Origin of the sequence: Trichormus sp. NMC-1 (assembly GCF_001858025.1) — a bacterium.
Lineage (GTDB): Bacteria > Cyanobacteriota > Cyanobacteriia > Cyanobacteriales > Nostocaceae > Anabaena.
On sequence record NZ_LZQD01000010.1, the window covers coordinates 105951 to 130495 of the forward strand.

A 24545-nucleotide genomic window follows, 5' to 3' on the forward strand; every position below is an offset into this window, starting at 1 on the left:
AACCTAATATGTCTCAACTCCAACGCATCACTATTAATCCTTCCCAACTTCAAGAAACCCAGCTTTTATTAACACCCCAACAACAACACTATTTATTACGGGTATTGCGCTTACGTGATGGGGAGAAATTTATTGCTATGGATGGAATCGGTAAATGGTGGTTAGCGCAGTTAACAGGAGAACAAGGACAGGTTTTAGAATTACTTGAGGTGAAAACAGAGTTACCTGTATCTATAACTTTGATGCTGGCTTTACCGAAAGGAAATGGCTTTGATGATGTTGTCAGGTGTTGTACAGAGTTGGGAGTAACTTGTATTTTACCGATTTTGAGCGATCGCACTTTACTCAATCCCAGTCCACAAAAACTAGAACGCTGGCGGCGCATTGCCGCAGAAGCCGCTGAACAATCAGAACGGGCTTTTGTCCCCACGATTTTAGAACCTCTAGCTTTTAGCACCGCTATTTGTGAATCTCTAGCGGAACATCGTTATATTTGTGAAGCACGTGGAGATTATCCACATCTCAAAAATGTGATTTCTCATACCTCTTCTGAAATAATTATCGCTATTGGTCCAGAGGGAGGTTGGACAGAAAAAGAATTAGAACTAGCCATAGATAAAGGTTTTCAACCCATTTCTCTAGGCCGTCGTATTCTCCGCGCAGTCACAGCGCCAGTTGTTGCATTATCCTTGATTGCTGCTACTTGTGAAGTATTATAAAACTTTGCAGAATTTATAGACAAATATAGTCATATCTAGTCATTAATCACAGAGAAGTCAGCTAAAATCACCTATACAGGCTTTCTCTAGCAAAGGGAAATGAGCGAGAATTTTGTGCATCATAAGCAGGAAGATATGTTAGTATATATGAACGAATATTCTAAGAAAGCAGCTAGTGTATGCAAGTAGTCGAGCGGCATATCATTCAAAGAAATCATCCCCATTATCAGGAGATTGATAAATTATGTTTTGCTGCCAAAAACCTCTACAATTTTGCTAACTTTCATATTCGCCAAAGTTTTATCTTTGCTCAAAAATATCTGGATTACAATTGTTTAGCAAAACAATTAAAATCAACAGAACCATACCAGGCTATACCAGCAAAAGTTGCCCAACAAGTATTATTAGGACTACATCGCAACTGGTTAAGCTTTTTTGCAGCAATTAAAGCTTATGCAGAAGATAAATCCAAATTTTTAGGCAGACCCAAATTACCCAAATATAAACACAAAGAAAAAGGTAGACATTTATTAATTTACACAGCCCAGGCAGTGAGTAAACCAAAAATAAATGTAGGTTTAATTCATCTGTCACAAACACAGATTCATATTCCCACAAAAGTAGACTATGTAAATCTGAATCAAGTAAGAATTGTCCCCAAAATAGACCATTATGTAGTAGAAGTTGTCTATGAAAAAGAGGAAATAGATTATGGTTTAGACCCTAATTATATAGCAGCGATTGATTTAGGAATAGATAATCTAGCAACCTTAACATCAAACCAGCCGGGCTTTATACCAGTTCTGGTTTCTGGGCGGATTATCAAATCAATTAACCGTTATTATAATCAGAGAAAAGCCAATTTACAAGCTTTACTACCAAGTCATCAAAAGACATCTAAACGATTACAAAGTTTAACGAAAAAACGGAATTTTCGAGTAGATGATTATCTGCATAAAGCCAGTCGGTTAATTATTGACCATTTAGTGAAGTGTGGGATTGGCACTTTAGTAATAGGTCAAAGTCCATTGTGGAAACAGAATGCTAATTTAGGCAGCAGAAATAATCAAAACTTCGTTTGTATTCCCCATACTCGATTTGTACAGCAGTTGAGTTATAAGGCGAAGCGGGATAAATGTATTGGTTTCTGAGGAGTCTTATACCTCTGTAGCCTCTTTTTTAGACCAAGATACTATTCCTACTTATGGCAAAGCTGACTCCAAAGAAAAAGAAGTTAAATTTAATGGTCGTAGAATCAGGACTAAGCTATACAAAGCAGGTAATGGTTTATTGATTCATGCTGATGTCAATGGCAGTTTGAATATTTTACGTAAAGTAGTCCCGACAGCTTTTAGTCGAGGGATAGGGGGCGTTGTAGTTCGCCCCGTCGGGGTTATTCCCGGCAAACAAAAGGCATGAGATATTTGTCTATGTTTTTTGGAACTATAAATGATATATCTCACGCACAACAATAACGCTTCTTTTGCGTCTTTGCGTCTTGGCGCGAGACATTCATTCAAGTTCATTAAAAGTCATGCTGGAAGAAGTTACCGCCGCCTTTGAACGCAAGGACTATCAAACCGCAGCCCAATTACTCAAACCGCTACTTAAAGACTCACCAGAAAATCCTTGGGTGCAATTTTATTTTGCACGATTACAAGAAGTTTCTGGAGAACGTCACCGAGCCGAAAAAATTTATCGGCAACTACTACGGCTAACAACCCATAACAAAATTTTGTCACAAGCACGGCAAGGTTTACAGCGATTAGAAGAAATTAAGCAAGAAGAAAAACAAAGAGCTATTTCTCAAGCTACAAAAAAACCCACTAACACCGAACAAGGAATATTAGTTTTAGAGCCAATTAGTAACGAACTAAAAGTTAAAGCCGCCCCAAAATTTGCCCAAATTATGCAGGTAGATTCCTACACAGCCAGACTAATACTACCAAGTCGCAATTGGAGAATCTACCGCACCGGAAAAGTGGGCGAACTTGAATTTTATGGAACACAACTACAACAGGCTGGAATTCCTTGCTTCTGGTTGAGAATCCCACAAATTCAACAAATTCAAGTATTTCAAGTTAAATATTTCTCAGAATCTCAACCCAAACCCAGCGTCGTTTGTCGCAATACAGAAAATCAAATTGGTTCTCTCAGCTTTGATTGGTCAGAAGTTACAGCCAGGGTTGTAGGACTATTGCCAATTTTTGAACAAGTTGTAGATGTTAACGCCCGTCGTCAACTAGAACGCAAAATCCAAACTCAAGATTATGCCCAATTCTGTGATTTACACTTGCCAGGAAGACGTAGCATTTTAAGAATTTATGACCAAGGTTATGAATTTCAGCAAGGTTTAGAAATTACTCCCCAACCCAGCCAAAATACAGTGAGAATTAATTGGAATGGTTTAATAAATTGGCTTGAGCAGCAAATACCATCAGTCAAGGCTTGGTCAGATTTTAAGCCTTTTGCGGAAAAAGTTTTAGATCAAACAGAGGTGCTGAATCAAATTCCCTCTCACGTTGACCTATTTCAGAGAGAAAAGAGCAATTGGGATTCAGCATTTCAGTTATATAGTGGAATTATTTTTCTAAAAAATGGGGTGAAAAAATAAATAATTCAGGAGTCAGGAGGGGCGAACGGCCGTTCGCCCGTACAGGAGTCAGTAGGGACGTATTGCAATACGCCCCTACTTGGTGTCTAGGTTTCAATTTTGATTCTGTACCGTATGGCTACGCCACGCAAGCTATCGGCTGACGCTCACGGCGAAGCCTCATTGATCTGCAATCTGCTGTAATAAATTTGGTAGAGACGTTGTATGTAACATCTCTACATTCTTTTCCGTAGATTTTTAATGCTCGATTAATTTACCCAGGAGTTTTTACCTGACTGGCCATATCTAGGAAGACATTCATATTTGCTCCTGGACGACGACGAACATTCGTAGCTGTAGGAACTAGATACTTAGGTGCAAAGGTAGTTTCAGTGGGTACTGCTGGTTTAGCTGGTTCGGCTTTGGGGACTGGTGCTTTCGCGGGTTCTGTTTTGGTTGCTTTAGCAGGTTTTTCTGTCGCTGCTGGTGCGGGAGTTGTTACAGTTGCGGCTACTGGCTTAACTGCTGCTGGTTTGGTTTCAGTTGCTTCTTCTTTTAGTTCTAAGTAGTAACCGTTATCTTTTTTGCCAAACAGTCCAGTGATGAAGCCCAGAATTCCACCGATTAAATTTTTGATAAACCCAAACATGACAATTTCTCCTGTTTTTAATATCTTCCAATATCACCGTAATTATTAATTATTACAGCATAATGTTACATTTTGTTGAGCTAGTTGTTTCTAATCACGACAACTACTGACAATTTCTAAAGACTGCGAACTAATTATTAAATTTTACTGTCACTAGGAGCAAGATTCTGAGACTTCACTTAACAAAAATTTACAAAAACTAGTGAGCTACAAAAACTGTCATAGCCTGGTTGCTGCTGAAAATGATACTCGGTTAGATTTTCTACAGAGTTAATACAGCAGAGCATCCATGAATACTGAACAGCTACAACGCAATCCCGTTTTATTAGTACATGGTCTTAATGACACCGGCGCAGTTTTCAATAAAATGGCGCTTTACCTCAGACAACGGGATTGGTCTGTACATACCCTAGATTTATCACCTAATAATGGTGCTGGAGTTTTGGATAAATTAGCACAGCAAGTAGCTGATTATGTCGCTGCAACCTTTGAACCAGAACAACCATTAGATGTGGTGGGATTTAGCATGGGTGGAATTGTCAGCCGTTATTATATTCAACGATTGGGGGGAATCAATAATGTGAAGCGGTTTATCACCATTTCATCACCTCATCAGGGAACTGTTTTAGCTTATGGTTCTTGGCTTCCTGGTGCTGTGCAAATGCGTCCCAACAGTCCTTTGCTTGAGGATTTGAATTCTGATGTTCAGATGTTGCAACAGTTGAATTTTACATCTATCTGGACACCTTATGATTTGATGATTGTACCGCCTCAGAGTTCACAAATGCCTGTAGGGAAGGAATTTACTTTACCAGTTGCACTTCACCCTTGGATGTTGACAGATTCTCGGACTTTAGCAATAGTAGCAGATGCTTTAGCCGCAGCGATTACACCCTATCCCCAATCTGGGTATGTTCAGAATTCTCAAAAATCGCCTCTGAATATCGATAATACTTAAATTCCATTAAGTTATAAAAAGGATCTTCTAAAAAGAAAGTGTGATGTTCGAGGGGAGAACCAACAAAGCGGCTTTTCGGTTCTTCTCTAAAAGTTAGCTGTTTGATTTGTGCTTTTTCTAGTAATTCTTGCCAATCTTGTTCATAGGTAAAAATTAGCCCAAAATGTCGAGGATAAATATTTTTCTGGGGTGTTAGGATGTCTTTCGTTGTATGTGCTACTAATTGATGTCCATAAAGGTTGAGAATCAAAGCGTGGGGGCTTTCTCGTCCGGGAATGCATCCTAAGCCGTCAACATAAAAGGTTTTGGTTTGGGGGATATTGGTGACGGGGAAAGCGAGGTGAAATAAGGTTTTGTTCATGGTGGGGTGAGATGGGTAATAAAAGTAGGATTTTGTAATTGGTTATGGATTTAGTATCAGTTATTTACAAAGATTGAATTTCAATTTCTGTTTGAACTTCTGTTTGAACTTCTGTTTCAATTTGAGCCTTAACTATTGGCGTATAAATAGGAAGATTAGCTTGTATTGCTTCAAAGCTAACAACTAGAGAGTATGGAACTTCAGCAAAAGGATCATTATTCCATCCTTCGTGTCCAACAACTGCAATACAGAATGCTTCTCTTAAGTTATAAGATTTAACAAAAGCCCAATCTTTTTGGATAGTTCCTATACTTCTTGATACATTTTTAATGCTTTTATAGTTTTTTTCCTTGCCAAGAGTCCAGGTAAATAACTCATCTCCTTTTTCGGCATTTTCTGGAACATTATAATTGGCTAATACTCTTCCTAAAAAATGCTTGGGATCTTCACCTTGTTTGCTACATTCCCAATCTAACCAACTTGAAAGATACTTTCTTCTATTACGCCTTGTTCTACGTGGTTGAGCTTTATATGATAATGTAATTTCCAATAAAATTTCAAATTCTTCTCCTGGTGATCTGAGACTATCTGGTAATTGTACTTGATAAATGTCAGCCTCTCCAGCTTTAATTAATTTCTCTCCTTGTGTGATTAGTGTAATACGATTAGGAGTATTACTAATGGCACGTTCAAGACTAGGAATACCATAGCCTATTTGACGAATTACATTCTGTTTTTCTTCATTAGTTTTTGCTAATGCCCAATCTGGCCAACGTGCTGATTGAACAATTAATGCTCGATATAGCAAACAACTTTCATTAGGAAACTCAGCAGCAAGTCTGGCTGCAATATGGGTTACTCTTGGTGCTGCAAAGGAAGTTCCAAAATCATCCGCAGCTACTAAAGGACTAGCACCACTACCTAAAGTTGATCTTACTAATTCTGGGCTGGTATTGGAATTACAACGCAAGGTTGGCGGTTGATTATCATCTTTCAAAATATCACCGCCATACTCTACTACTTCCGGTTTAATTGTATCCCATATTCCCAAACCAGAACAGGAAAAAGGAGAAGGTTCGTCTTTTTCTCCTAACGAAGACCAAGATAAATCACGAAAAGAATCTGACGTAATTGAACCGACCGTTAATGCTTGAAAACTTTGTGACGGGTTGGCAATTCTACAAGAATTTTCTGTCAGATAATCTGGGTATTCTCTACCGGCTAATAAGTGATGTCTAACGGATAATCTTGGTGAAGTTCGATAGCTATCTAAAGGAATATTTCCAGCAGCTACTATAAAAAGAATATCTTTTTTATAACTTAATTGATCTATAGTAAATGCCCAAGAACTCATATATCTAGTCCGACAAGGAGCATCACTAGCAAGTGAATGATTAAATATTCTTGTTGTTGTTTGATTATAATAGTATTCAACAATATCATTTAGCAATGAAGGTGGATACAGCCTATCAGATAATCTACAATCACTATTAAGTATTCTTGCATTTTGAAGCCAACAAACTGCTTTATAACTTCCTTGATTGGGAATAATTCTTGGATATAAAACTGCTCCTGCAACTCTAGTTCCATGACCGCCATTACTAACCATATCAGCAGTTAAATTTATTTCTGAAGGAATCAGAGATATTGAGTTACCAGAATCAATAGCATTTTTTAGTAAAGGATGTTCTTCTTGAATACCACTATCAATTATACATACTTTAGGAGCATTTTCATTAGGAGATTCTAGGATAAATGAGTCATTATTATATCCAGATATTTCATGTTCAGGTAAGCCTGGTTCATAAATATTATCTTGTTCAGTTACTTCAAAAACATAAGGGAAGTTAAATACTAAATCCTTTAAACCTAAGCCAGAAATTTGAATTAGACACGAAAAACTATCAGGTACTAGAGAATGTTGAGGAGTATCTTCTATAAAGCTACTTAATATTTCACCATGATACTTAGGATTGGTAACAAAATTGGATAAATCTTCTTGCCTTTCTGATGCTAATTCATCCCATTCTTGATAGGTTATATCACGATCTTCATCCCATTTCTTGATTGCTTTTACATAATTCTCAGAATTTTTATAATTCTTTTGATCTGGATATTCAGGTAATTTTGTTTTAGTTCCTAAACATGATATACCTACTTCAACTACATAAATTTGGTTATCTCTTATTTGATCCCATTTCTCTAATAAACTGGGAGATAAAATAAATTCTGGATGTTGATGTTTATCAAGAATATCTAAAATTTTTGCGATTACACCACCACCTCTTTGATCATTCAGAAAATTTTCTATTTTCTTTTGAAGTTCACTAAGGTTCGTATCTGCTGATGCACCGATAATATAACCATCTTCTAACTCTGATATAATCGCTATATCTGAAGTTCTCAAATCATCTAGATCAAATGTTTTAGGATCAATTTCTAATATTAAAGTTATAGCATCGGGAAGAGTAGATCGTTGATTTTCTTGTTCTTTTGTCTCTTGTTCTTCTTTAAATGTTATCCAATCATCAACTACAGAAGATACTAGGTTTTTAATTTTGCTTCCGTGTCCTTGACGATTACCTAAATTAATAGATGTTTGAGTTTCTTTCTTACTACCGCCACCACCTAGAGATTTTGCTGTACCCTTGTCTGTCAATTTAAGTTGAATATGCGGAAAACCCTGAGAACCTTCAACCATTTTTTTCTCCAAACACCAAAAATTTAATTTTCAAAAAACTAGGAAACCTTGATTTCTGCGATCGCTTCTTCTAAGTGTTCCTGAATCACTAAACCCTCTCGCTCAAGGATTGCTCGTTTAGCCGCATCTTGTGCAACTCTCACAGCTTGAGCGGCAGAAAAATCTCTCATCTGCTCAATAATTCTTGGCCAGTTGATAGATCCCACTTCAATAGCAGATAGTGTTTCCTTTAGTATAAATTCTAGCTCTTGTTCTCCCGGTTTGGGTACTGCAATCAAATCATCAAATCTTCTCCACAGGGCTGTATCCAAAGATTTATTCAAATTCGTAGCTGCTACCATAAGCCCCGAAGAAGGTTGATACTCATCCAGAATTTGCAAAAATGTATTTACAACTCGCTTAATTTCTCCTACTTCTTGAGAATCTTCTCGTGTTTTAGCAATCGAGTCACATTCATCAAGAAACAACAAACATGGATTTTTTGAAGCATCTTCAAATACAAGTCTTAAATTACTGGCAGTCTCGCCTAAAAAAGACGAAACCATTGCATCAAAACGTACTTTTAAAAGTGGTAAACCTGTATTCCAAGCTAAACGTTCTGCTCCTAATGTTTTTCCACAACCAGGAGGTCCATAGAGGAGAATTTTTTGTCTATAGCGCAATCCATGATGAGCTAGTCTATCTCTTGCTGCATACTCGCGTTCAATTCTTTGAAACCGCTTTTCAATATTCTCAGGCAAAATCATGTAATGGCGTAGTTTATCCCTTGGTATACTTGTTACCAGAGGAAGATTAAAACGCTTACTGGTTGGTAATTCACTTAAACCCTGTAAGTTCTCTGGTGCTGTTCGCGTAGCTTCTCGAAGAGAGGGAACAGGTTTAATAAAGTCGGGAGATTGCTCCTTGGATTTCTTTTTAGTAATATTCTCTAACTGGTCAGCAAGAAGAGTATGTCCTTTGCTGCGTTCTTCTTCTATAACTAGATATGTGAGTTTATCAATCGCTTCTTGGTCTGAACTAGCGATCGCTCTAAAAAACCTTTTGAGAAGCTCTCCTTTCATATTGCCTCTCTCCGCAAAAATAGCAATTTCTTATTTATATAGTACAATTATACTATTAAACGTAGTGCATTACAAATTATAACGTGATCACGAGATCTATAGTGATTATATTAAGTTTTACAAATGGAATTTTGTCGATCTGACCACAAATGAAGACAGACACCATATTCTACACCCTCCTACAAAATCTCCCCAGCGTCTTATTTGAACTGCTGGAAAAATCACCCCAACTAGCTACACACTACGAATTTTCATCAGTAGAAATCAAAGAACTAGCACGTCGCATAGATGGTGTATTTCTACCCAAAGTCGAGTACCCAGAAGATCCGATTTATTTTGTAGAAGTTCAATTTCAGCCCGATGAAGATTTATACTGGCGGTTAATTACAGAAGTATTTCTTTACTTAAACCAATATAAGCCTGATAAATCATGGCAAGCTGTAGTATTGTGGGCAAAACGTAGTCTTGATCCTGGAATACCTTTTGCATATCAAACTTCGCTTGCTGCTGGACAAATTCATGTAGTTTATTTAGATGAATTAACTGATACATCATCTTCAATTGGTTTGGGAATTATTAAATTAGTAGTTGCACCTGAAGATGTGGCTGTACAAACAGCAAGAAGTTTAATTAATTTAGTACAACAAGCAGATGCGGCCAACAGTCGTTATCTTTTAGAATTAGTAGAAAGGATGCTCATTTATAAGTTTTCCACCTATAGCCGTCAGGAGTTAGAAGCGATGTTTGGATTAACAGAATGGCAACAAACTCGATTTTATCAAGAAGTTGAGGAAGAAACTCAGCTAAAAACTAAGTTAGAAACAATACCTCGTCTTTTGAAAATGGGGTTAACTGTAGAACAAATTGCCGAAGCACTAGAATTGAAAATTGAAGTAGTGCGACAAGCCCTTAAAAAGCAGGATAGGCAGGACTAAGGTATCTAAGATGACGATAAATCTGTGGTAAATGAGTATAAAATCATCTTATTACCATAAAAACCCTAAAAACACTCACAATTTATCACCAATGTTATCTTTAATTGAGTCTTTAAATCCCTGGTTAGTAGGTGTAGGTTTAAATGCGATTTTGTTGGGGATAGTGGCGATTATTCCCAAGAAATTGCTAACTCCGGCGGGTATCTTCCATGCTTGGTTATTGGGTGTAATTATTTGGGGAACACTAGGTTGGCAAGGATATCTAGTGGTAGTGTTTTATTTTATTGTCGGTTCTGGGGTAACGCGTATTGGCATGGCGCAAAAGGAAGCAGCAGGAATTGCAGAAAAGCGTTCTGGTGCTAGGGGACCAGAAAATGTTTGGGGTTCGGCGTTAATTGCGGCTTTGTGTGCTGTGGGAGTGTTGCTTGTACCTGATTTGAAGTTTTTACTATGTTTGGGCTATGTAGCGAGTTTTAGCACTAAGCTATCGGACACGACAGCGAGTGAAGTGGGTAAAGCTTATGGTAAGAGTACCTTTTTGATTACGACGCTGCAACCTGTAGCTAGAGGTACAGAAGGGGCGGTTAGCTTAGAAGGAACTTTAGCGGGTGTTGTCGGCTCAGTTGCGATCGCACTTGTGGCTTGGGGTGTTAATTTAATTGATATCTTAGGAATTGCTTGGTGTGTATTAGCAGCATTTATTGCTACAAACTTAGAAAGTGTCATTGGCGCAACATTGCAATCTAAATATACTTGGCTTACCAATGAAGTCGTAAACATCATCAACACATTTATCGGTGCGGTTTCTGCTATTAGCATTGCCTTGATTTGGAAAAGTATATTTGTTTGAATTGTTACTAAAACCTAGTAAAACATTTACAGCATATTTGCTGTTTTTTTATATTTACTGCCTCAAAACATATTAAACATCAGGTAAATAATTACCTTTACCATTGAGAGAATTCTCGGTAAGTTGGGTTAATTTTATAATTATTTATTTTTTACTTATTTAATTCACAGAATCTTTATCATTATGAACCGTAATTTCCTACGGTTTTATCTATTATTCAATAGAAAAGTTGTATAGATTTTTAGTGGTTTCCTCATATTTATTTCATGAAATCTTCATCATTTTTTACTGTTAATGACGAGCAGATTGACCTTTCTCAAGTAATCAAGTACTTACAAGTCTCTGGTAAACTGAATCAGTTTATTAGTGATGTAATCCGTCAATACGTCATCGAACAAGAACTACAGACCAGAACAGATATTGATATCAGTCCAGCATTAATTGAACAAACAATTATTGATTTTCGACTGAAAAATCAACTAACTGATCCTCAAAACTTTCAAGACTGGTTAAGAAATAATGGCAGTGACTACACCACATTTCATGAATCAGTGATTTTTAGTTTCCAATTAGAAAAACTGAAAGCTTTAGTTGCAGAAGAAAAACTCCCAGAACACTTTATTGAACACAAGATTTATTTAGATCGTGTGGTACTTTCTCGGATTATGGTTGATAGCCGAGAACTAGCTGAAGAACTACAAACTCAAATTGAAGAAGGAAGTAGTTTTGAACAATTAGCAAAAGAGTATTCATTGGCAGATGAACGAATTTTTAACGGGATGATGGGACCAATTAGTCGGGGGAGTTTACCCGATGTTTTGCGGGCGGCTATAGATGCTGCAAATCCTGGACAAATGACAGGAGTGATCGAACTTGAAGGGCGTTTCAGTTTGTTTAGAGTAGAACAATTTCTGCCCGCATCTTTAGAAGATACTCAACTTAAAAAATCCCTTGAAAATGAGTTATTTGATAAATGGCTAGGGTCGAAAATTCAAAATCTGACAGTAAAATTACAAGTGAGCTAAAAATTCTGGATAATAACTCTTTACAAGCAAATGTGGTAGATTCTTTACCCTGGAATCAACCACCACTATCCTGGCTTACAGATGTACAAAAAACCCAATTAAAAAATCAGTCAGAAATCCGTGAATACAAACTTGGGGAGAAAATTTGGTCACAAGAATTAGGAGGTTATCAGTTTTTTATTGTTACTGGTAAAGTCCGCTTACGCACCGAAGATGTCAGCCAACCTGTAGCAACTTTACAAAAAGGAGATTGGTTTGGTAATTGTCAAAATATATTCGCTGATTGTAAAGCTGTAGCTGCTAGTAAGGAAGTGGTAATTGTGTGTTGGAGTTCAGCACTGTGGGCAAAGTTTTCCACTTCTCAAATTGATGAATTTTGGGCGGGTTCAGCAAATAAAGAAAAGAAAGAAACTTTTTCTCCACCTCCCCACCTCCCAATCTCCCCACCTCCCAATCTCCCCACCTCCCAATCTCCCACACCTGTAATTTCTAACTATCCTTTTGTAGCGAGTGGGAATACTGGTGCGGCCTGTTTAACAATGGTGGCGCAACATTTAAATAATGCTGTACAACTGGAATGGGTGCAACGTCAACTCCGAGGACAACGCCCCAAAAATCTGGTTGAAGCAGCAGAAAAAGTAGGGTTAGTTTTGCGCCGCGTGCAGGTAAGTTGGGGTGAATTACGACAGTTATCATTTCCGGCTTTGTTGGAGTGGAAATCTGAATCTATCAGTAGTTGGGTTGTAGCTTATGGGATGAAAGGTAATTGTTTAATTATTGCCAATCCTCTCAATTTTGAATGTGAATATTTAACCCAATCAGTAGTAGAATCCTGCTGGGATGGTAAATTATGGCAAGCAGAACTGGTTTCCAAACAAGAAAAATTTAACCTTTCTTGGTTCACTCCCGCAGTTTGGAAATATCGAGTTTTGTTAGGTGAAGTATTGCTGGCTTCCTTTACTTTGCAATTGTTGGGGTTAACGACACCGTTAATTACCCAAGTCATCATTGATAAAGTGATGGTACAGGAAAGTTTAGCAACTCTTGATGTGATGGCGATCGCACTTTTGTTGGTTGCTATATTTGAATCTATCCTGGGTATGCTGCGGCTATTCATCTTTACCCACACAGCACGGCGTTTAGATTTGAGTTTATCGGCTCAACTTTTTCGCCATTTGATGCGTTTACCCTTGGCTTATTTTGAGTCGAGGAGAGTGGGAGATACAATCGCTAGAGTTCAGGAATTAGAACAAATTCGCCAATTTCTCACAGGTACAGCTTTAACAGTTATTCTCGATAGCATCTTTGCGGTTGTGTACTTGGGATTGATGTTTTATTACAACATTCCCCTTACCTTTGTAGCGTTAGCAGTATTACCTTTATTTGCGACTTTGACAATTGTCGCTACACCGATTTTGCGGAATTGGTTAAATGAAACTTTCAACCGCAGTGCTGACAGTCAATCATTTTTGGTAGAGACAGTTACGGGTATACATTCAGTTAAAGCCCACGCCGCAGAACCAGTAGCTAGAGAACGTTGGGAAGGCTTATTTGCTCGCTTTATTCGCACCAGTTTTAAAGCTTCTACAACTTCTAATATTAGCAGTAATATTGGTGACTTTCTCACTAATTTTTCTACATTGCTAATACTTTGGTTTGGGGCAAAATTAGTAATTGATCATCAACTTACAGTTGGTCAATTAATCGCCTTTCAAATGTTATCGGGGAGAGTTACGGGACCACTTTTACGCCTAGTCCAATTGTGGCAAAATCTCCAGCAAGTGCTACTATCTGTAGACCGCATTGGTGATATTCTCAACGCCGCCCCAGAAACCGAAGCGGGAACAGGTTTAGTATTACCACCACTTAAAGGTGAAGTTAGTTTTGAGCAAGTATTTTTTCGCTACAATTCTAACACAGAACCTGTATTAAAAGGAATTTCTTTTAATATCGAACCTGGACAATTTGTAGGAATTGTCGGACGTAGCGGTTCTGGAAAAAGTACCCTTTCCAAAATTTTGCAACGCCTTTATCAAATTGAATCAGGACGCATCCTTATTGATGGTTTTGATATCAAAAGTGCTGACTTAGCATCTTTGCGACAACAAATCGGCGTAGTTCTCCAAGAAGACTTTTTATTTAATGGTTCTATCTTGGAAAACATCAGTTTAGGAAATCCAGATATTACTGCTGAACAAGTTGTAGAAGCTGCGAGATTAGCTGTAGCACATGATTTTATCAGCCAATTACCTTACGGTTATGAAAACAATGTTGGTGAAAGAGGTACTGCTTTATCTGGTGGACAAAGACAACGCATAGCTTTAGCGCGATTGTTTCTTTCTGCTGCACCGATTTTGATTTTAGATGAAGCTACCAGCGCTTTAGATAGTGAAACCGAACAGCAAGTATTACAAAACCTGCAAAAAGTTTCTGCTAACCGCACTGTGTTTTTAATTGCTCACCGTTTTGCACCTTTGAAACGTGCTGATTTAATATTAGTAATGGAAAAAGGTGTAATTGCGGAACAGGGGACACACGCGGAGTTATTAAAACAAAAGGGTTTGTACTGGTCACTTTATCAAAGACAGCAGGCGAATATTTAAGCCAGTTCGAGCGCCAGTTCGAGGGCGGGGAAACCCCGCCCCTACAGATATCTAAAATTTGCTATATTCAATCAATATTCAATCATTTAACTTAACTGACTGCGAAACTTGTTAATACTAATAGTTAATAAAATCATAGCAAAATCGAGTAATGCTAATACATTCAACCACAGTACATCTAAACCAACTCCTTTAAGTAAAATACCTCTAACAAGGTGTAAACTATTGGCAAAAATAGAAACTTTCTAACCCGCAGGTAGCAATTACCCAATCAATCTTTCTTTTCGCGTCTAAGTTTGCGGGGGACGCTGTAAACACCACTATAAAATTCTAGGTTTTGCAGAATTTTGCGTTTCACCCAGAATTAGGGATTAATGACCCAGAAGCAACAGCGCAAATCTTTTTTGGTTCACTGGTATCCTATGTAATGGTGCAGGAAATGCTATATGGTAAAGAAATGATGCCATTGTAGCGCGATCGCATTTTAGATAGTTTAATGAGTTTGGTACTCGCCCATACAACTCAATAAGGACAATATCCCTTGACCAGAAAAATTTTAACTGGACTTAATTCACAAACCTACGAACACCCCTTTGACCGGCAAGCTTTAGCTTCTTTACAAAAAATGCCGGGAATTTCCCCCTTACTCAAAAAAATTAACGAATATAGTATTGATCGTTTACTGAGATTACAAAGCCTTGGTAGTGAAATCAGAGTCACAAATCGTAATTTTCCCTCCTTATATGCAGCATTGGTAGAAACTTGCCAAATTCTTGATCTTTCTTCGTTGCCTGAATTGTATCTTTTTCGAGGTACAGGTTACATTCAAACTTACGTTATTGGCGTAGAAAAACCCTTAATTGGCGTTAATTTAGAGGCAATGGAATGGTTAAATGGGGATGAATTACTTTATGTTTTAGGATACGAAGTTGCTCGCATTAAGAGTCAACACATGATATATTATCAAATGGCAATTGTGATGCCAATTTTAAAAAATTTATTGAGTAGCACTACATTGGGAATTGGTGGCTTAGTTGCCAGTGGAGTCGAACTAGCTTTATATAATTGGGTGATGATGGCCAAGTTAACTGCTGATCGCGCTGGTTTATTAGCGTGTCAAGATATTAATATAGCCACAACTGCATTGATGAAACTTGCGGGTTTACCCAATGAATACTTGACGGATAATGTCATTGAAGATTTTATCATTCAGTCTCGTGAATTTGGATCTCATAGCTTTGATAGCTTGGATAATGTGACAAAGATATTAAGCTATACAGAACATAAACTTTCTTGGATAGTGATGCGAACTGGGGAATTATTAAAATGGGTTGATTCTGGTGAATATGATCAATTCATTCAGGAAGATTCAAAATCAAAAACGCCCGAAGAAGATAATCCACAAAAAGAGGGTTGGAATTTTCTATCTTCCTGGTAAGAATATACCCGACTTTTTAGAGAAGTCGGATATATGAGACTTTTGATTTGGGAAAATCAAATAGAACTTTTATATAGTGATTAAAATGTAGGATTATGTTGATAATCCCAACATTTATCATCACGCCAAACTCTACCCACAGAAACGCATTTTTCTGGGTTTTTAATACCAGGAATTGAGGTAGGGTGAATAGTGTTTAAGCTGGATGTAACATACGAGATCATAAAAGAACCTGTATAGAAACCACCACAGATTAAAGTTCCAAAAAAAAACGTAAAGCTGACAAATTTAACAGCTGCGACAAGAGAATATTTGCTTTGTCTTCCATAGGAACGATAGCGCATAAATTTCCTTTGTGTGGTGTTTGTGGCAGATAACACCTTGGGAATGCTTAAGCGCTGATAATTAAGACTTACAAAATTATTTATCTCAGAAAATTGCAGATATTTCTGTTAGCTGCTAACTCCGTGTAGCGGGTGATATCGTCTTCGATTAGGTAAAGTGACGTAAATAATTAAAGGTTTGTAGTGAGGTCTTTAGACCTCAAATTAGGGCTGTTTGCGAAGCGTTCCCGCAGGGTAGCCCTAACTACAAGCCAATTTCAAAATTTGTTATACTAAAAACGGTTGTCAACTTTACTTTTAAACGCAGAGGTTCGCTGAGGTAAACGCAAAGTGACGCAGAGTTTTTATTGAAGTTTTCGCTTTGAATTTTGTTATCCTAATAAATCACGAATGGCAGATAAAAAGTCTTTGTTCACGGTATATCTCGCTCAAATGAAATATGCTTTCAGAGGGAACTCTTAACGGGCAACTCTTAACAGAAAAAACTCATGTTTAGAAACATGAGATTGAAATAATGACCGGAGGCGGAGCGGCGCAGGCTCCGCACTGTTTTTTTCGTTTATCTCCTTCAAAAAACATCTTTTTTTGACTGAGCTTTAAACTCAGAACTAAAGTTTCTTATCTATTCCCTATTCCCTATTCCCTATTCCCTATTCCCTATTCCCTATTCCCTATTCCCTATTCCCTATTCCCTATTCCCTATTCCCTATTCCCTATTCCCTATTCCCTATTCCCTATTCCCTATTCCCTATTCCCTATTCCCTATTCCCTATTCCCTATTCCCTATTCCCTATTCCCTATTCCCTATTCCCTATTCCCTATTCCCTATTCCCTATTCCCTATTCCCTATTCCCTATTCCCTATTCCCTATTCCCTATTCCCTATTCCCTATTCCCTATTCCCTATTCCCTATTCCCTATTCCCTATTCCCTATTCCCTATTCCCTGTTCCCTTTTTTTGTAATTAACTAAAAAACCTTTCCACACATCTGACAAACATTTCCACACCCATGACTAAAGCTGTTTCATCAAAATCAAACCGGGGATGATGATGAGGATAATTTAATTTTTTCTCGGCATTTGCAGAACCTAAAAAGAAATAACAACCAGGAACTTCTTGCAGAAAAAATGACATATCTTCACCACCCATTGTTTGACATTCGGGAACAATACCAAGAGGAGTTTCTATGACTTCTTCGGCTACAGAACGGACTAATTCTGCTATTTGTGGATGATTAATTACAGGTGGATAAAGATGGATATAATCAAACTCATAACTTGCACCATGACTTTGGCAAATTCCCGCAATAATCTGTTCAATTCTTTGTTTAAAAAAGTCTGCTAAATCAGGATTAAAATATCTGACAGTACCACCCATTCTGGCAGTATCAGCAATCACATTTACAGCCGTACCTGCATGAAGTTCCCCAATTGTCACTACGGCTGAATCAATGGGGTTAACATTGCGAGAGACAATCGCTTGCAAGGCGTTGACTATTTGGGCAGCTACTACAATAGAATCAATCGTTTGTTGAGGTATTGCACCATGTCCACCTTTGCCGAAAATGGTGCAACGAAATAATTCTACAGCCGCCATTAATGCACCTGCACGGACTCCCACTGTCCCCAAAGGTAAATTATTCCATAGATGTAAACCGATAATGGCATCAACATCAGGATTTTTGAGTACAAGAGCTTCTATCATCGGTTTTGCACCACCCGGTCCTTCTTCTGCCGGTTGGAAGATGATTTTTACAGTTCCTGAGAAGTCTTGACGATGGTGGTGGAGGTAGTATGCTGTTCCTAGAGCGATCGCAGTATGTCCATCATGTCCGCAAGCGTGCATCACCCCATCATGCTGGGAAGAATAGGGAACTTCATTCGCTTCTAGAATTGGTAAAGCATCCATATCAGCACGAATCGCTAAAACTTTACCATTCCCAAATTTTTCACCTTTGATAATCGCAACAATGCCAGTTTCCGCAATCTCGGTTTGATGTTCTATTCCCCAACTTTGCAGCTTTTGGGAAATAAATTCAGCCGTGATTTTTTCTTGAAAACCCAACTCTGGTTTTTGATGTATGCGTCGTCGCCATTCTACCAATTGCGGTTGTAAAGAGCGAATTTCTAACCGCACATTCGTTAAATTTACAGTTGATGAATTAGGAAAAGTAGAAACCATAATTGGTAATTGGTAATGGGTGATTAGTAATTGGCAAATATCTTTCTAAGTAGGTGGGCGTTAAAAAATATAAGATCATAGTTCGTTAAAACGCCTCTGGTCTTCTGCAAGATAAGTTCTACCAAATCCCCCCTGTCCCAGGACGTGAATTATCCGGTAACGATTTTGCAGGATAGTACCAACTGTAATGGGTGTTTGCATGATCGATATATGAATATATTGAATTTAAAAGCAACTGAGCTATAGCAATCCTAATTTGATTCGTGAGAAATTTTGTCTTCAGGAGTCTGCAATTCTCTGACAATAATCAACAAAGCCTCTCCCCTTGTAGGGGAGAGGTTTGGAGAGAGGTTTTATATTTAATTGCGCCAAGCTACTTACAACCCCAAAGTTTCCCAATCTAAATTAGATGCAATTTGAGCGAGTTGATCCAAATCAGTGGGATTCTCTAAATAGGGTAAACAACCCAAAACAGGTATATATGTAAATGAGCGAATTAAATCTGGTGGTGTTAAGTCAGCAATTTCTTCTTCAGTTCTCGATTGTGTACAATTAAGGACAATGCCTTGTAAATTAATCTTTTTTTCTCTAGCTAATGCTACATTAGCCACAGCTTGTGCGATCGCTCCTAATCTCACAGGTACAACCAACAGCGTTGGTAATCGCCATTCACCCGCTAAATCAGCTACTGTCAATTCATCAGTGACTGGTGAACCTAAACCACCTAAAGCTTCAACCAAAACAAAATCCCGCCGCTTTTGTAAATCTAGCAAAGTCTTCCAAACAATTCCTAAATCAACAAAGCGATTTTCCTTAGCCGCAGCGATGGGTGGGGCTAAAGGTGCTTGAAAATACAAAGGAGTAATTTCTTCTGGAGACTGTTCTAGTCTAAAAAGACTTTGGTATAGTTCTCTGTCTCCCACCCCCGATTGAATCGGTTTCATGATCCCCAAGCTGCGGTGGGGGTAATATTTCTGGAAATAAGCAGCTAAGGCTGTTGTCAAAACAGTTTTACCAGCCTCAGTATCAGTTCCTGTAATAAGTAGTGTGTTTAACAATTTTTTTGCGAATAATTACTGTTTATAATTGACATTTATCCGTGGCAATTTTCTCAAAAAGAAGCTTTGACATCAATTCACTTCATTAAAGCTACAAATGGATTTCCTTCCGCGTCAGAGCGTCTGTCCATTTATATCTTTAAAGTGAAACGGTAAGCTAATAATCATTCAAATTGCATCCCCGTGTCTCCCCTTCTCCGCGTCTCCGCGTCTTTCTGAGGCTAGGGATTATGCAACTTAAAGACGGATTAGCTGATGACAGGGAGAGGGGATAAAACCCCAACTGCATCTCTCATTGAGTTGCACAGGTTTCAGGTGGAATTTCTAAAAAGAAATGCTTTCCGCATCCCCGTGTCTTTTCTTCATTTCATGCCGGGACTATCCATAATTTACCCTAAAATCCAGGTGTTGGTGTTGTTTCCGGGAGTTGATTATTTTCTTCTGTATCAACAGTAGGTGTTGGAGTTGGTGTTGGAGTTTCCGTGGGAGTTGGTGTTGGAATTTCTGTTGGTGTTGGTGTAGGAGTTTCCGTGGGTGTTGGTGTTGGATTAATTGCGTTTTCTAAAGCCACAATCAGACTATAGTCACTGAAAGTAACTCCCTCAGCCAGATTTAATTGAACAGTATATGTACCCATATCCTGCAATACTTCTTGAGATAGATTATTAATGAGTTGACCATTAGGTGCTAATACAGATAGCACAATGCTACTTTCTTCTTCGATGCTAACATTTAATATTTGCCCAGCCTGACCCACAAAACTATACTTAATAATTTGATTTTCTTGGATAGAACCTTCTAATTTAGCTGGATTAGATATGTCTAATTGGAGACGTTTATTAAATACAACAGGTTCACTACTAGTAGGTGTGGGTGTAGGTGCAAAAATCGTACCACCCGTAATCACCGGGGACGGAAAATCTTGAGGGGTTTTGATTGGTTCCGGTGGTGTCTTAGACTGATTGCGGAAGGAATTTACCACTGCCCAAGAACCAAATCCCGCTAAAATAACTACAGCACTACCGATAGCCCCAATTGCCAATGGACTATCTAAAATCGAACTAGTTTGCTTAAGTGAAATTACAGGTTTAGGTTTGTTGGATGGTGGTAAAATCGGGTCAGGACGACGACCAACAGCGACAGTCTGGAGATAGGATACATTTGGCTGAGGGATATGGGGCTGATTTAGGGATTGCAATGCTGATTTTACTTCCGCCGCACTTTGATAGCGATCGCCTGGAATATAACTCAACATTCGTTGCAAAACCTCAGCAAATCCCGGCTGAACTTGTACCCACTGCTGCCAATTCCAAGTTAGTTGTGTTTCGTCAAATAAATCTACTGGTTCTTTCCCAGTCAGTAAAACTATCGCCGTCACTGCCAGTGCATACAAGTCACTATTAGGATAAGCTCGTCCTGATTGCATTTGCTCACTAGGAGCATAGCCTAATTTACCTACAGTTGTCGCTGGAGTCTTAGTTGGGGAGTGTAGTCGGGTTGCGAGTTCTTTCACTACCCCAAAATCAATTAATACAGGTTTGTTGTCACTATCCCGTAAAATCAAATTATCTGGCGAAATATCTCGGTGAATAATTCCCAAACCGTGAAGATGCTCTAACACTGGCAACAGAGCGTGTAGTAACTCTAGCACTTCTGCCTCTGTGAAAGTTTGACCTACAGCTTGGCGTTCAGCTAACAGCATTTGGTAAGTTTTCCCGGCAACGTAATCCTGTACCAAAAAAAAGCGTTGGTCTTGTTCAAATTTTTCTCGAAACTTCGGTATTTGGGGATGCTCGATTTGATATAGAGTTGCTGCTTCTCGCTGAAACAGTTCCTGGGCTTTCTTTCCTGCGTGAACTCCCGTATCTGTGAGCATCAATTCCTTAATTGCACATAGTTCGTTAAAACGCCTCTGGTCTTCTGCAAGATAAGTTCTACCAAATCCCCCCTGTCCCAGGACGTGAATTATCCGGTAACGATTTTGCAGGATAGTACCAACTGTAATGGGTGTTTGCATGATCGATATATGAATATATTGAATTTAAAAGCAACTGAGCTATAGCAATCCTAATTTGATTCGTGAGAAATTTTGTCTTCAGGAGTCTGCAATTCTCTGACAATAATCAACATTCATCAACTTCTTCTGTCAGGATGCGTCAAAAATAAGGGTTAATTAACAGTAGCTGAAAAGCTAACAATTACTACCAATTACTCACTTATGATCCCTGCCAAAGTCATCAACTATTGTGAATATATGGGAATTTTTTTGTAAAATATCTTCATGCTACTAGGATTCAAGACCGAACTCAAGGTAAACAAGCAACAACGTCTACTACTGGCACAACACGCAGGAGTAGCCAGACACGCTTGGAATCAAGGATTAGCATTATGTGAACAGGTACTCATACATAATCGTACAAACCCCGAAGAGAAAATCAAATTTCCTACAGCCATAGACTTACATAAATGGTTAGTAGCGTCAGTTAAATCTAGCCATTCCTGGTATTATGACGTATCAAAATGCGCTCCTCAGTACGCATTAAGATATTTGTCAGATGCCTTTAAATCTTTTTTCAAAAAAATTAAAGGGTTTCCTAAATTCAAGAAAAAAGGTAGACATGATTCTTTTACTTTAGATGGAGCAATTCACATTGACCACAGAAAAGTGAAAGTACCTGTAATTGGATGGATAAAGACTTATGAACTTCTACCTTTTGGATATAAACCAAAATCAGTCACAATCAGTAAACAAGCTGATAAGTGGTTTATCTCCTGGAAAATAGAACTAGAAACCAATGAAACTCCTAAAAAACAAGAGTTTGTCGGAGTTGACTTAGGAATAAATCATCTAGCAGTGTTGTCAACTGGAGTTGTATTTAATGGAGCAAAAAGTTATAAAAAGTATGAATCCTTACTAGGAAAAATGCAATATTTGAACCGTCATAAACAAGTCGGTTCTAATAATCATAGAAAAGCCCAAATAAAAATAGCGAGACTACACCAAAAAATAGCCAACATCAGGAAAGATTCATTACATAAAATCACCACCTATATCAGCAAAAACCACGCGGTTATAGGAATAGAAGATTTAAATGTATCTGGAATGTTAGCTAATTGTAAGTTATCTAAAGCTATAGCGGATATGGGCTTTTATGAGTTCCGTCGTCAATTAGAATACAAGACTCAGCTATACGGTAGTAAGTTAGTAATTGTGGATAGATTTTATCCCAGTAGTAAAACTTGCTCTAGTTGTGGTGAGAAGAAATCATCTCTGTCACTGTCTCAAAGAGTGTTCCAGTGTCAGAACTGCGGTTTTGAGTGTGATAGAGATTTAAACGCGGCTCGTAATTTGAGTCAAGAAGCGGTTAGATTGACCGTGTTAGCCTGTAGACTAGATAGTGCCGACACTACTAGGATGAAGCAGGAAGAAAAAGCTGGCTCTTGTTAGCAAAAGGCAAGCTTTTTTGTATCGGACGATCTAATTTAGATTACTGCGCCTCCAGAAATATCAGCAACCTCAACCAGGGCTTCTGCTTCTACCCGCTCCAAGGCCACATCTGTGGTTATGTCCACGATATATCAACACCAATTCTCAAACTTTATCAATTTGGCGCTAGTATCATAAGATGGTAAATTGTAACGTCGATTCTCAATCACAGGTGTTCTCATGCCTGAGAGAAAACTTAAATATCATTTAATAATCTGTAAATAATTTTTTTTCTCAGTTATAAAAGAAGCAGGTAGAATAAGTAATCTACCATACCAAATTTTCAAAGATGGGGCGGTCTTCCTCCTCCCAAAAAAAACTTGAAACTCTGAAACTATTGGCCAGAATGGAGATCAGTAAAATCCTCAGTGGTGCTTTTCCCAGAAGAGCTAGAAAATTAATGATTGTAATTCTATGGAGAAATATTGCTTTCTTTGTATGAAAGCTTCAACAAAACTTACATATCTTCTGTTTAGTCTTATGTCGGTTAAATCTGCTAAATTTCTGATGATAATATCGCCATGAATGCACATCGAGGATCTGCTGTGCTTACTTCCGCAACTTTAAAAATGGAACCAGCCGCAACAGGAATGACTGAAAATCATCGTCTGCGTCTGTTTTCTGGGTCTGCCAATTTACAACTATCTCAAGAAGTTTCTCGTTACCTGGGAATGGAATTGGGACCAATGATTCGCAAAAGATTTGCGGACGGCGAACTTTATGTTCAAATCCAAGAATCGATTCGCGGTTGTGATGTCTATTTAGTCCAGCCAAGCTGTCAACCGGTTAACGACCACTTGATGGAATTACTGATTATGATTGATGCCTGTCGTCGGGCTTCCGCAAGACAGATCACAGCAGTACTTCCATACTATGGTTATGCTCGTGCCGACCGCAAAACCGCCGGACGAGAATCAATCACTGCCAAGCTAGTTGCTAACTTAATCACTGAAGCAGGTGCTAACCGTATTCTGGCAATGGATTTGCACGCAGCGCAAATTCAGGGCTATTTCGATATTCCTTTTGATCATGTTTACGGTTCCCCCGTTTTACTAGATTATTTAGCGAGGAAAGGACTACAGGACATTGTAGTTGTTTCCCCTGATGTGGGTGGTGTAGCACGGGCTAGGGCATTTGCCAAAAAGCTGAATGATGCACCATTGGCAATTATTGACAAACGTCGTCAAGCTCACAATGTGGCTGAAGTTTTGAACGTCATCGGTGATGTCAGAGGCAAAACAGCCGTTTTGGTAGATGACATGATTGATACTGGTGGGACAATTGCCGAAGGGGCTAGGTTGCTGCGGGCTGAAGGTGCAAGTCAGGTATATGCCTGTGCTACCCATGCTGTGTTTTCCCCACCTGCAATTGAGCGATTGTCAAGTGGGTTGTTTGAAGAAGTGATAGTCACCAATACCATTCCCATCCCAGAAAACAATCGTTTTCCCCAACTTGTAGTGCTTTCAGTTGCTAATCTGCTTGGAGAAGCCATCTGGCGAATTCACGAAGATAGCTCATTAAGTAGTTTATTTCGCTAATCTACAAAAAACATCCTCTTTAAGGAGTAAATATGAAGGATGAA

21 protein-coding genes are annotated in these 24545 nt (G+C 38.4%); 13 read left to right on the forward strand and 8 right to left on the reverse strand.

Annotated features, from left to right (window positions below):
* Positions 1-8: 8 nt before the first annotated feature.
* The 4 genes from A9Y75_RS23365 (at position 9) to A9Y75_RS23375 (ending at position 3333) form a co-directional block, all read left to right on the forward strand.
* On the forward strand, positions 9-719 hold the full coding sequence (locus tag A9Y75_RS23365) for a 16S rRNA (uracil(1498)-N(3))-methyltransferase (protein ID WP_071191927.1): 711 nt from the start codon (positions 9-11) through the stop codon (positions 717-719).
* A gap of 179 nt (positions 720-898) precedes the next feature.
* On the forward strand, positions 899-1870 hold the full coding sequence (locus tag A9Y75_RS23370; protein WP_236721503.1) for a transposase: 972 nt from the start codon (positions 899-901) through the stop codon (positions 1868-1870).
* Positions 1860-2138, forward strand: a complete 279-nt coding sequence (locus tag A9Y75_RS29915; protein ID WP_236721504.1) for a hypothetical protein — start codon at positions 1860-1862, stop codon at positions 2136-2138. Before A9Y75_RS23370 ends, A9Y75_RS29915 begins: the two co-directional genes overlap by 11 nt.
* Positions 2139-2253: 115 nt before the next feature.
* On the forward strand, positions 2254-3333 hold the full coding sequence (locus A9Y75_RS23375) for a tetratricopeptide repeat protein (RefSeq protein ID WP_071191928.1): 1080 nt from the start codon (positions 2254-2256) through the stop codon (positions 3331-3333).
* 253 nt (positions 3334-3586) lie between these two features.
* Here A9Y75_RS23375 and A9Y75_RS23380 read toward each other — a convergent pair whose 3' ends face one another.
* Positions 3587-3961, reverse strand: a complete 375-nt coding sequence (locus A9Y75_RS23380) for a hypothetical protein (protein ID WP_071191929.1) — start codon at positions 3959-3961, stop codon at positions 3587-3589.
* A 289-nt stretch (positions 3962-4250) separates the two neighbouring features.
* Here A9Y75_RS23380 and A9Y75_RS23385 point away from each other — a divergent pair, with 289 nt between their 5' ends.
* A complete protein-coding gene (locus tag A9Y75_RS23385) occupies positions 4251-4919 on the forward strand; it encodes a triacylglycerol lipase (protein WP_071191930.1) in 669 nt (222 codons plus the stop codon).
* Here the strand turns inward: A9Y75_RS23385 and A9Y75_RS23390 are convergent.
* From A9Y75_RS23390 to A9Y75_RS23400, 3 genes are all read right to left on the reverse strand, one after another.
* On the reverse strand, positions 4849-5280 hold the full coding sequence (locus A9Y75_RS23390) for a VOC family protein (protein ID WP_071191931.1): 432 nt from the start codon (positions 5278-5280) through the stop codon (positions 4849-4851). The genes A9Y75_RS23385 and A9Y75_RS23390 overlap by 71 nt on opposite strands.
* Positions 5281-5344: 64 nt before the next feature.
* Positions 5345-7981, reverse strand: coding sequence for a S8 family peptidase (locus tag A9Y75_RS23395; protein WP_071191932.1), 2637 nt, complete (start codon positions 7979-7981; stop codon positions 5345-5347).
* Between the two features lie 38 nt (positions 7982-8019).
* Positions 8020-9042, reverse strand: coding sequence for an ATP-binding protein (locus tag A9Y75_RS23400; protein WP_071191933.1), 1023 nt, complete (start codon positions 9040-9042; stop codon positions 8020-8022).
* 149 nt (positions 9043-9191) lie between these two features.
* Between A9Y75_RS23400 and A9Y75_RS23405 the strand changes: the two genes are divergently transcribed.
* The 6 genes from A9Y75_RS23405 to A9Y75_RS23425 all read left to right on the forward strand — a co-directional run bounded on the left by A9Y75_RS23405 (position 9192) and on the right by A9Y75_RS23425 (position 15893).
* On the forward strand, positions 9192-9977 hold the full coding sequence (locus A9Y75_RS23405; RefSeq protein ID WP_071191934.1) for an Rpn family recombination-promoting nuclease/putative transposase: 786 nt from the start codon (positions 9192-9194) through the stop codon (positions 9975-9977).
* A 91-nt stretch (positions 9978-10068) separates the two neighbouring features.
* Complete coding sequence (locus A9Y75_RS23410) at positions 10069-10827, forward strand: TIGR00297 family protein (RefSeq protein WP_071191935.1); 759 nt, start codon at positions 10069-10071, stop codon at positions 10825-10827.
* Positions 10828-11093: 266 nt separating this feature from the next.
* On the forward strand, positions 11094-11852 hold the full coding sequence (locus A9Y75_RS23415) for a peptidylprolyl isomerase (protein ID WP_071191936.1): 759 nt from the start codon (positions 11094-11096) through the stop codon (positions 11850-11852).
* A complete protein-coding gene (locus A9Y75_RS23420) occupies positions 11801-14455 on the forward strand; it encodes a type I secretion system permease/ATPase (protein WP_071191937.1) in 2655 nt (884 codons plus the stop codon). The genes A9Y75_RS23415 and A9Y75_RS23420 overlap by 52 nt, the downstream gene beginning before the upstream one ends.
* Positions 14456-14792: 337 nt before the next feature.
* Complete coding sequence (locus tag A9Y75_RS30305) at positions 14793-14927, forward strand: hypothetical protein (RefSeq protein WP_269086332.1); 135 nt, start codon at positions 14793-14795, stop codon at positions 14925-14927.
* Positions 14928-14996: 69 nt separating this feature from the next.
* Positions 14997-15893: a M48 family metallopeptidase gene (locus tag A9Y75_RS23425; protein WP_071191938.1), complete on the forward strand. Its 897-nt coding sequence runs from the start codon at positions 14997-14999 to the stop codon at positions 15891-15893.
* A 1307-nt stretch (positions 15894-17200) separates the two neighbouring features.
* On the opposite strand, the gene A9Y75_RS23435 is transcribed toward A9Y75_RS23425, so the two are convergent.
* The 4 genes from A9Y75_RS23435 to A9Y75_RS23445 form a co-directional block, all read right to left on the reverse strand.
* The gene (locus A9Y75_RS23435) at positions 17201-18418 is read right to left on the reverse strand and encodes a M20 family metallopeptidase (protein WP_071191940.1); all 1218 of its coding nucleotides are present in this window, start codon (positions 18416-18418) and stop codon (positions 17201-17203) included.
* Positions 18419-18493: 75 nt separating this feature from the next.
* On the reverse strand, positions 18494-18619 hold the full coding sequence (locus A9Y75_RS30310) for a hypothetical protein (RefSeq protein ID WP_269086333.1): 126 nt from the start codon (positions 18617-18619) through the stop codon (positions 18494-18496).
* A gap of 176 nt (positions 18620-18795) precedes the next feature.
* Complete coding sequence (gene bioD / locus A9Y75_RS23440; protein ID WP_071191941.1) at positions 18796-19476, reverse strand: dethiobiotin synthase; 681 nt, start codon at positions 19474-19476, stop codon at positions 18796-18798.
* A 394-nt stretch (positions 19477-19870) separates the two neighbouring features.
* On the reverse strand, positions 19871-21493 hold the full coding sequence (locus tag A9Y75_RS23445; RefSeq protein ID WP_071191942.1) for a serine/threonine-protein kinase: 1623 nt from the start codon (positions 21491-21493) through the stop codon (positions 19871-19873).
* A 264-nt stretch (positions 21494-21757) separates the two neighbouring features.
* Between A9Y75_RS23445 and A9Y75_RS23450 the strand changes: the two genes are divergently transcribed.
* A complete protein-coding gene (locus tag A9Y75_RS23450) occupies positions 21758-22924 on the forward strand; it encodes an RNA-guided endonuclease TnpB family protein (protein WP_071191943.1) in 1167 nt (388 codons plus the stop codon).
* A 560-nt stretch (positions 22925-23484) separates the two neighbouring features.
* A complete protein-coding gene (locus tag A9Y75_RS23455; protein ID WP_071191944.1) occupies positions 23485-24501 on the forward strand; it encodes a ribose-phosphate pyrophosphokinase in 1017 nt (338 codons plus the stop codon).
* The last annotated feature ends 44 nt before the right edge of the window (positions 24502-24545 follow it).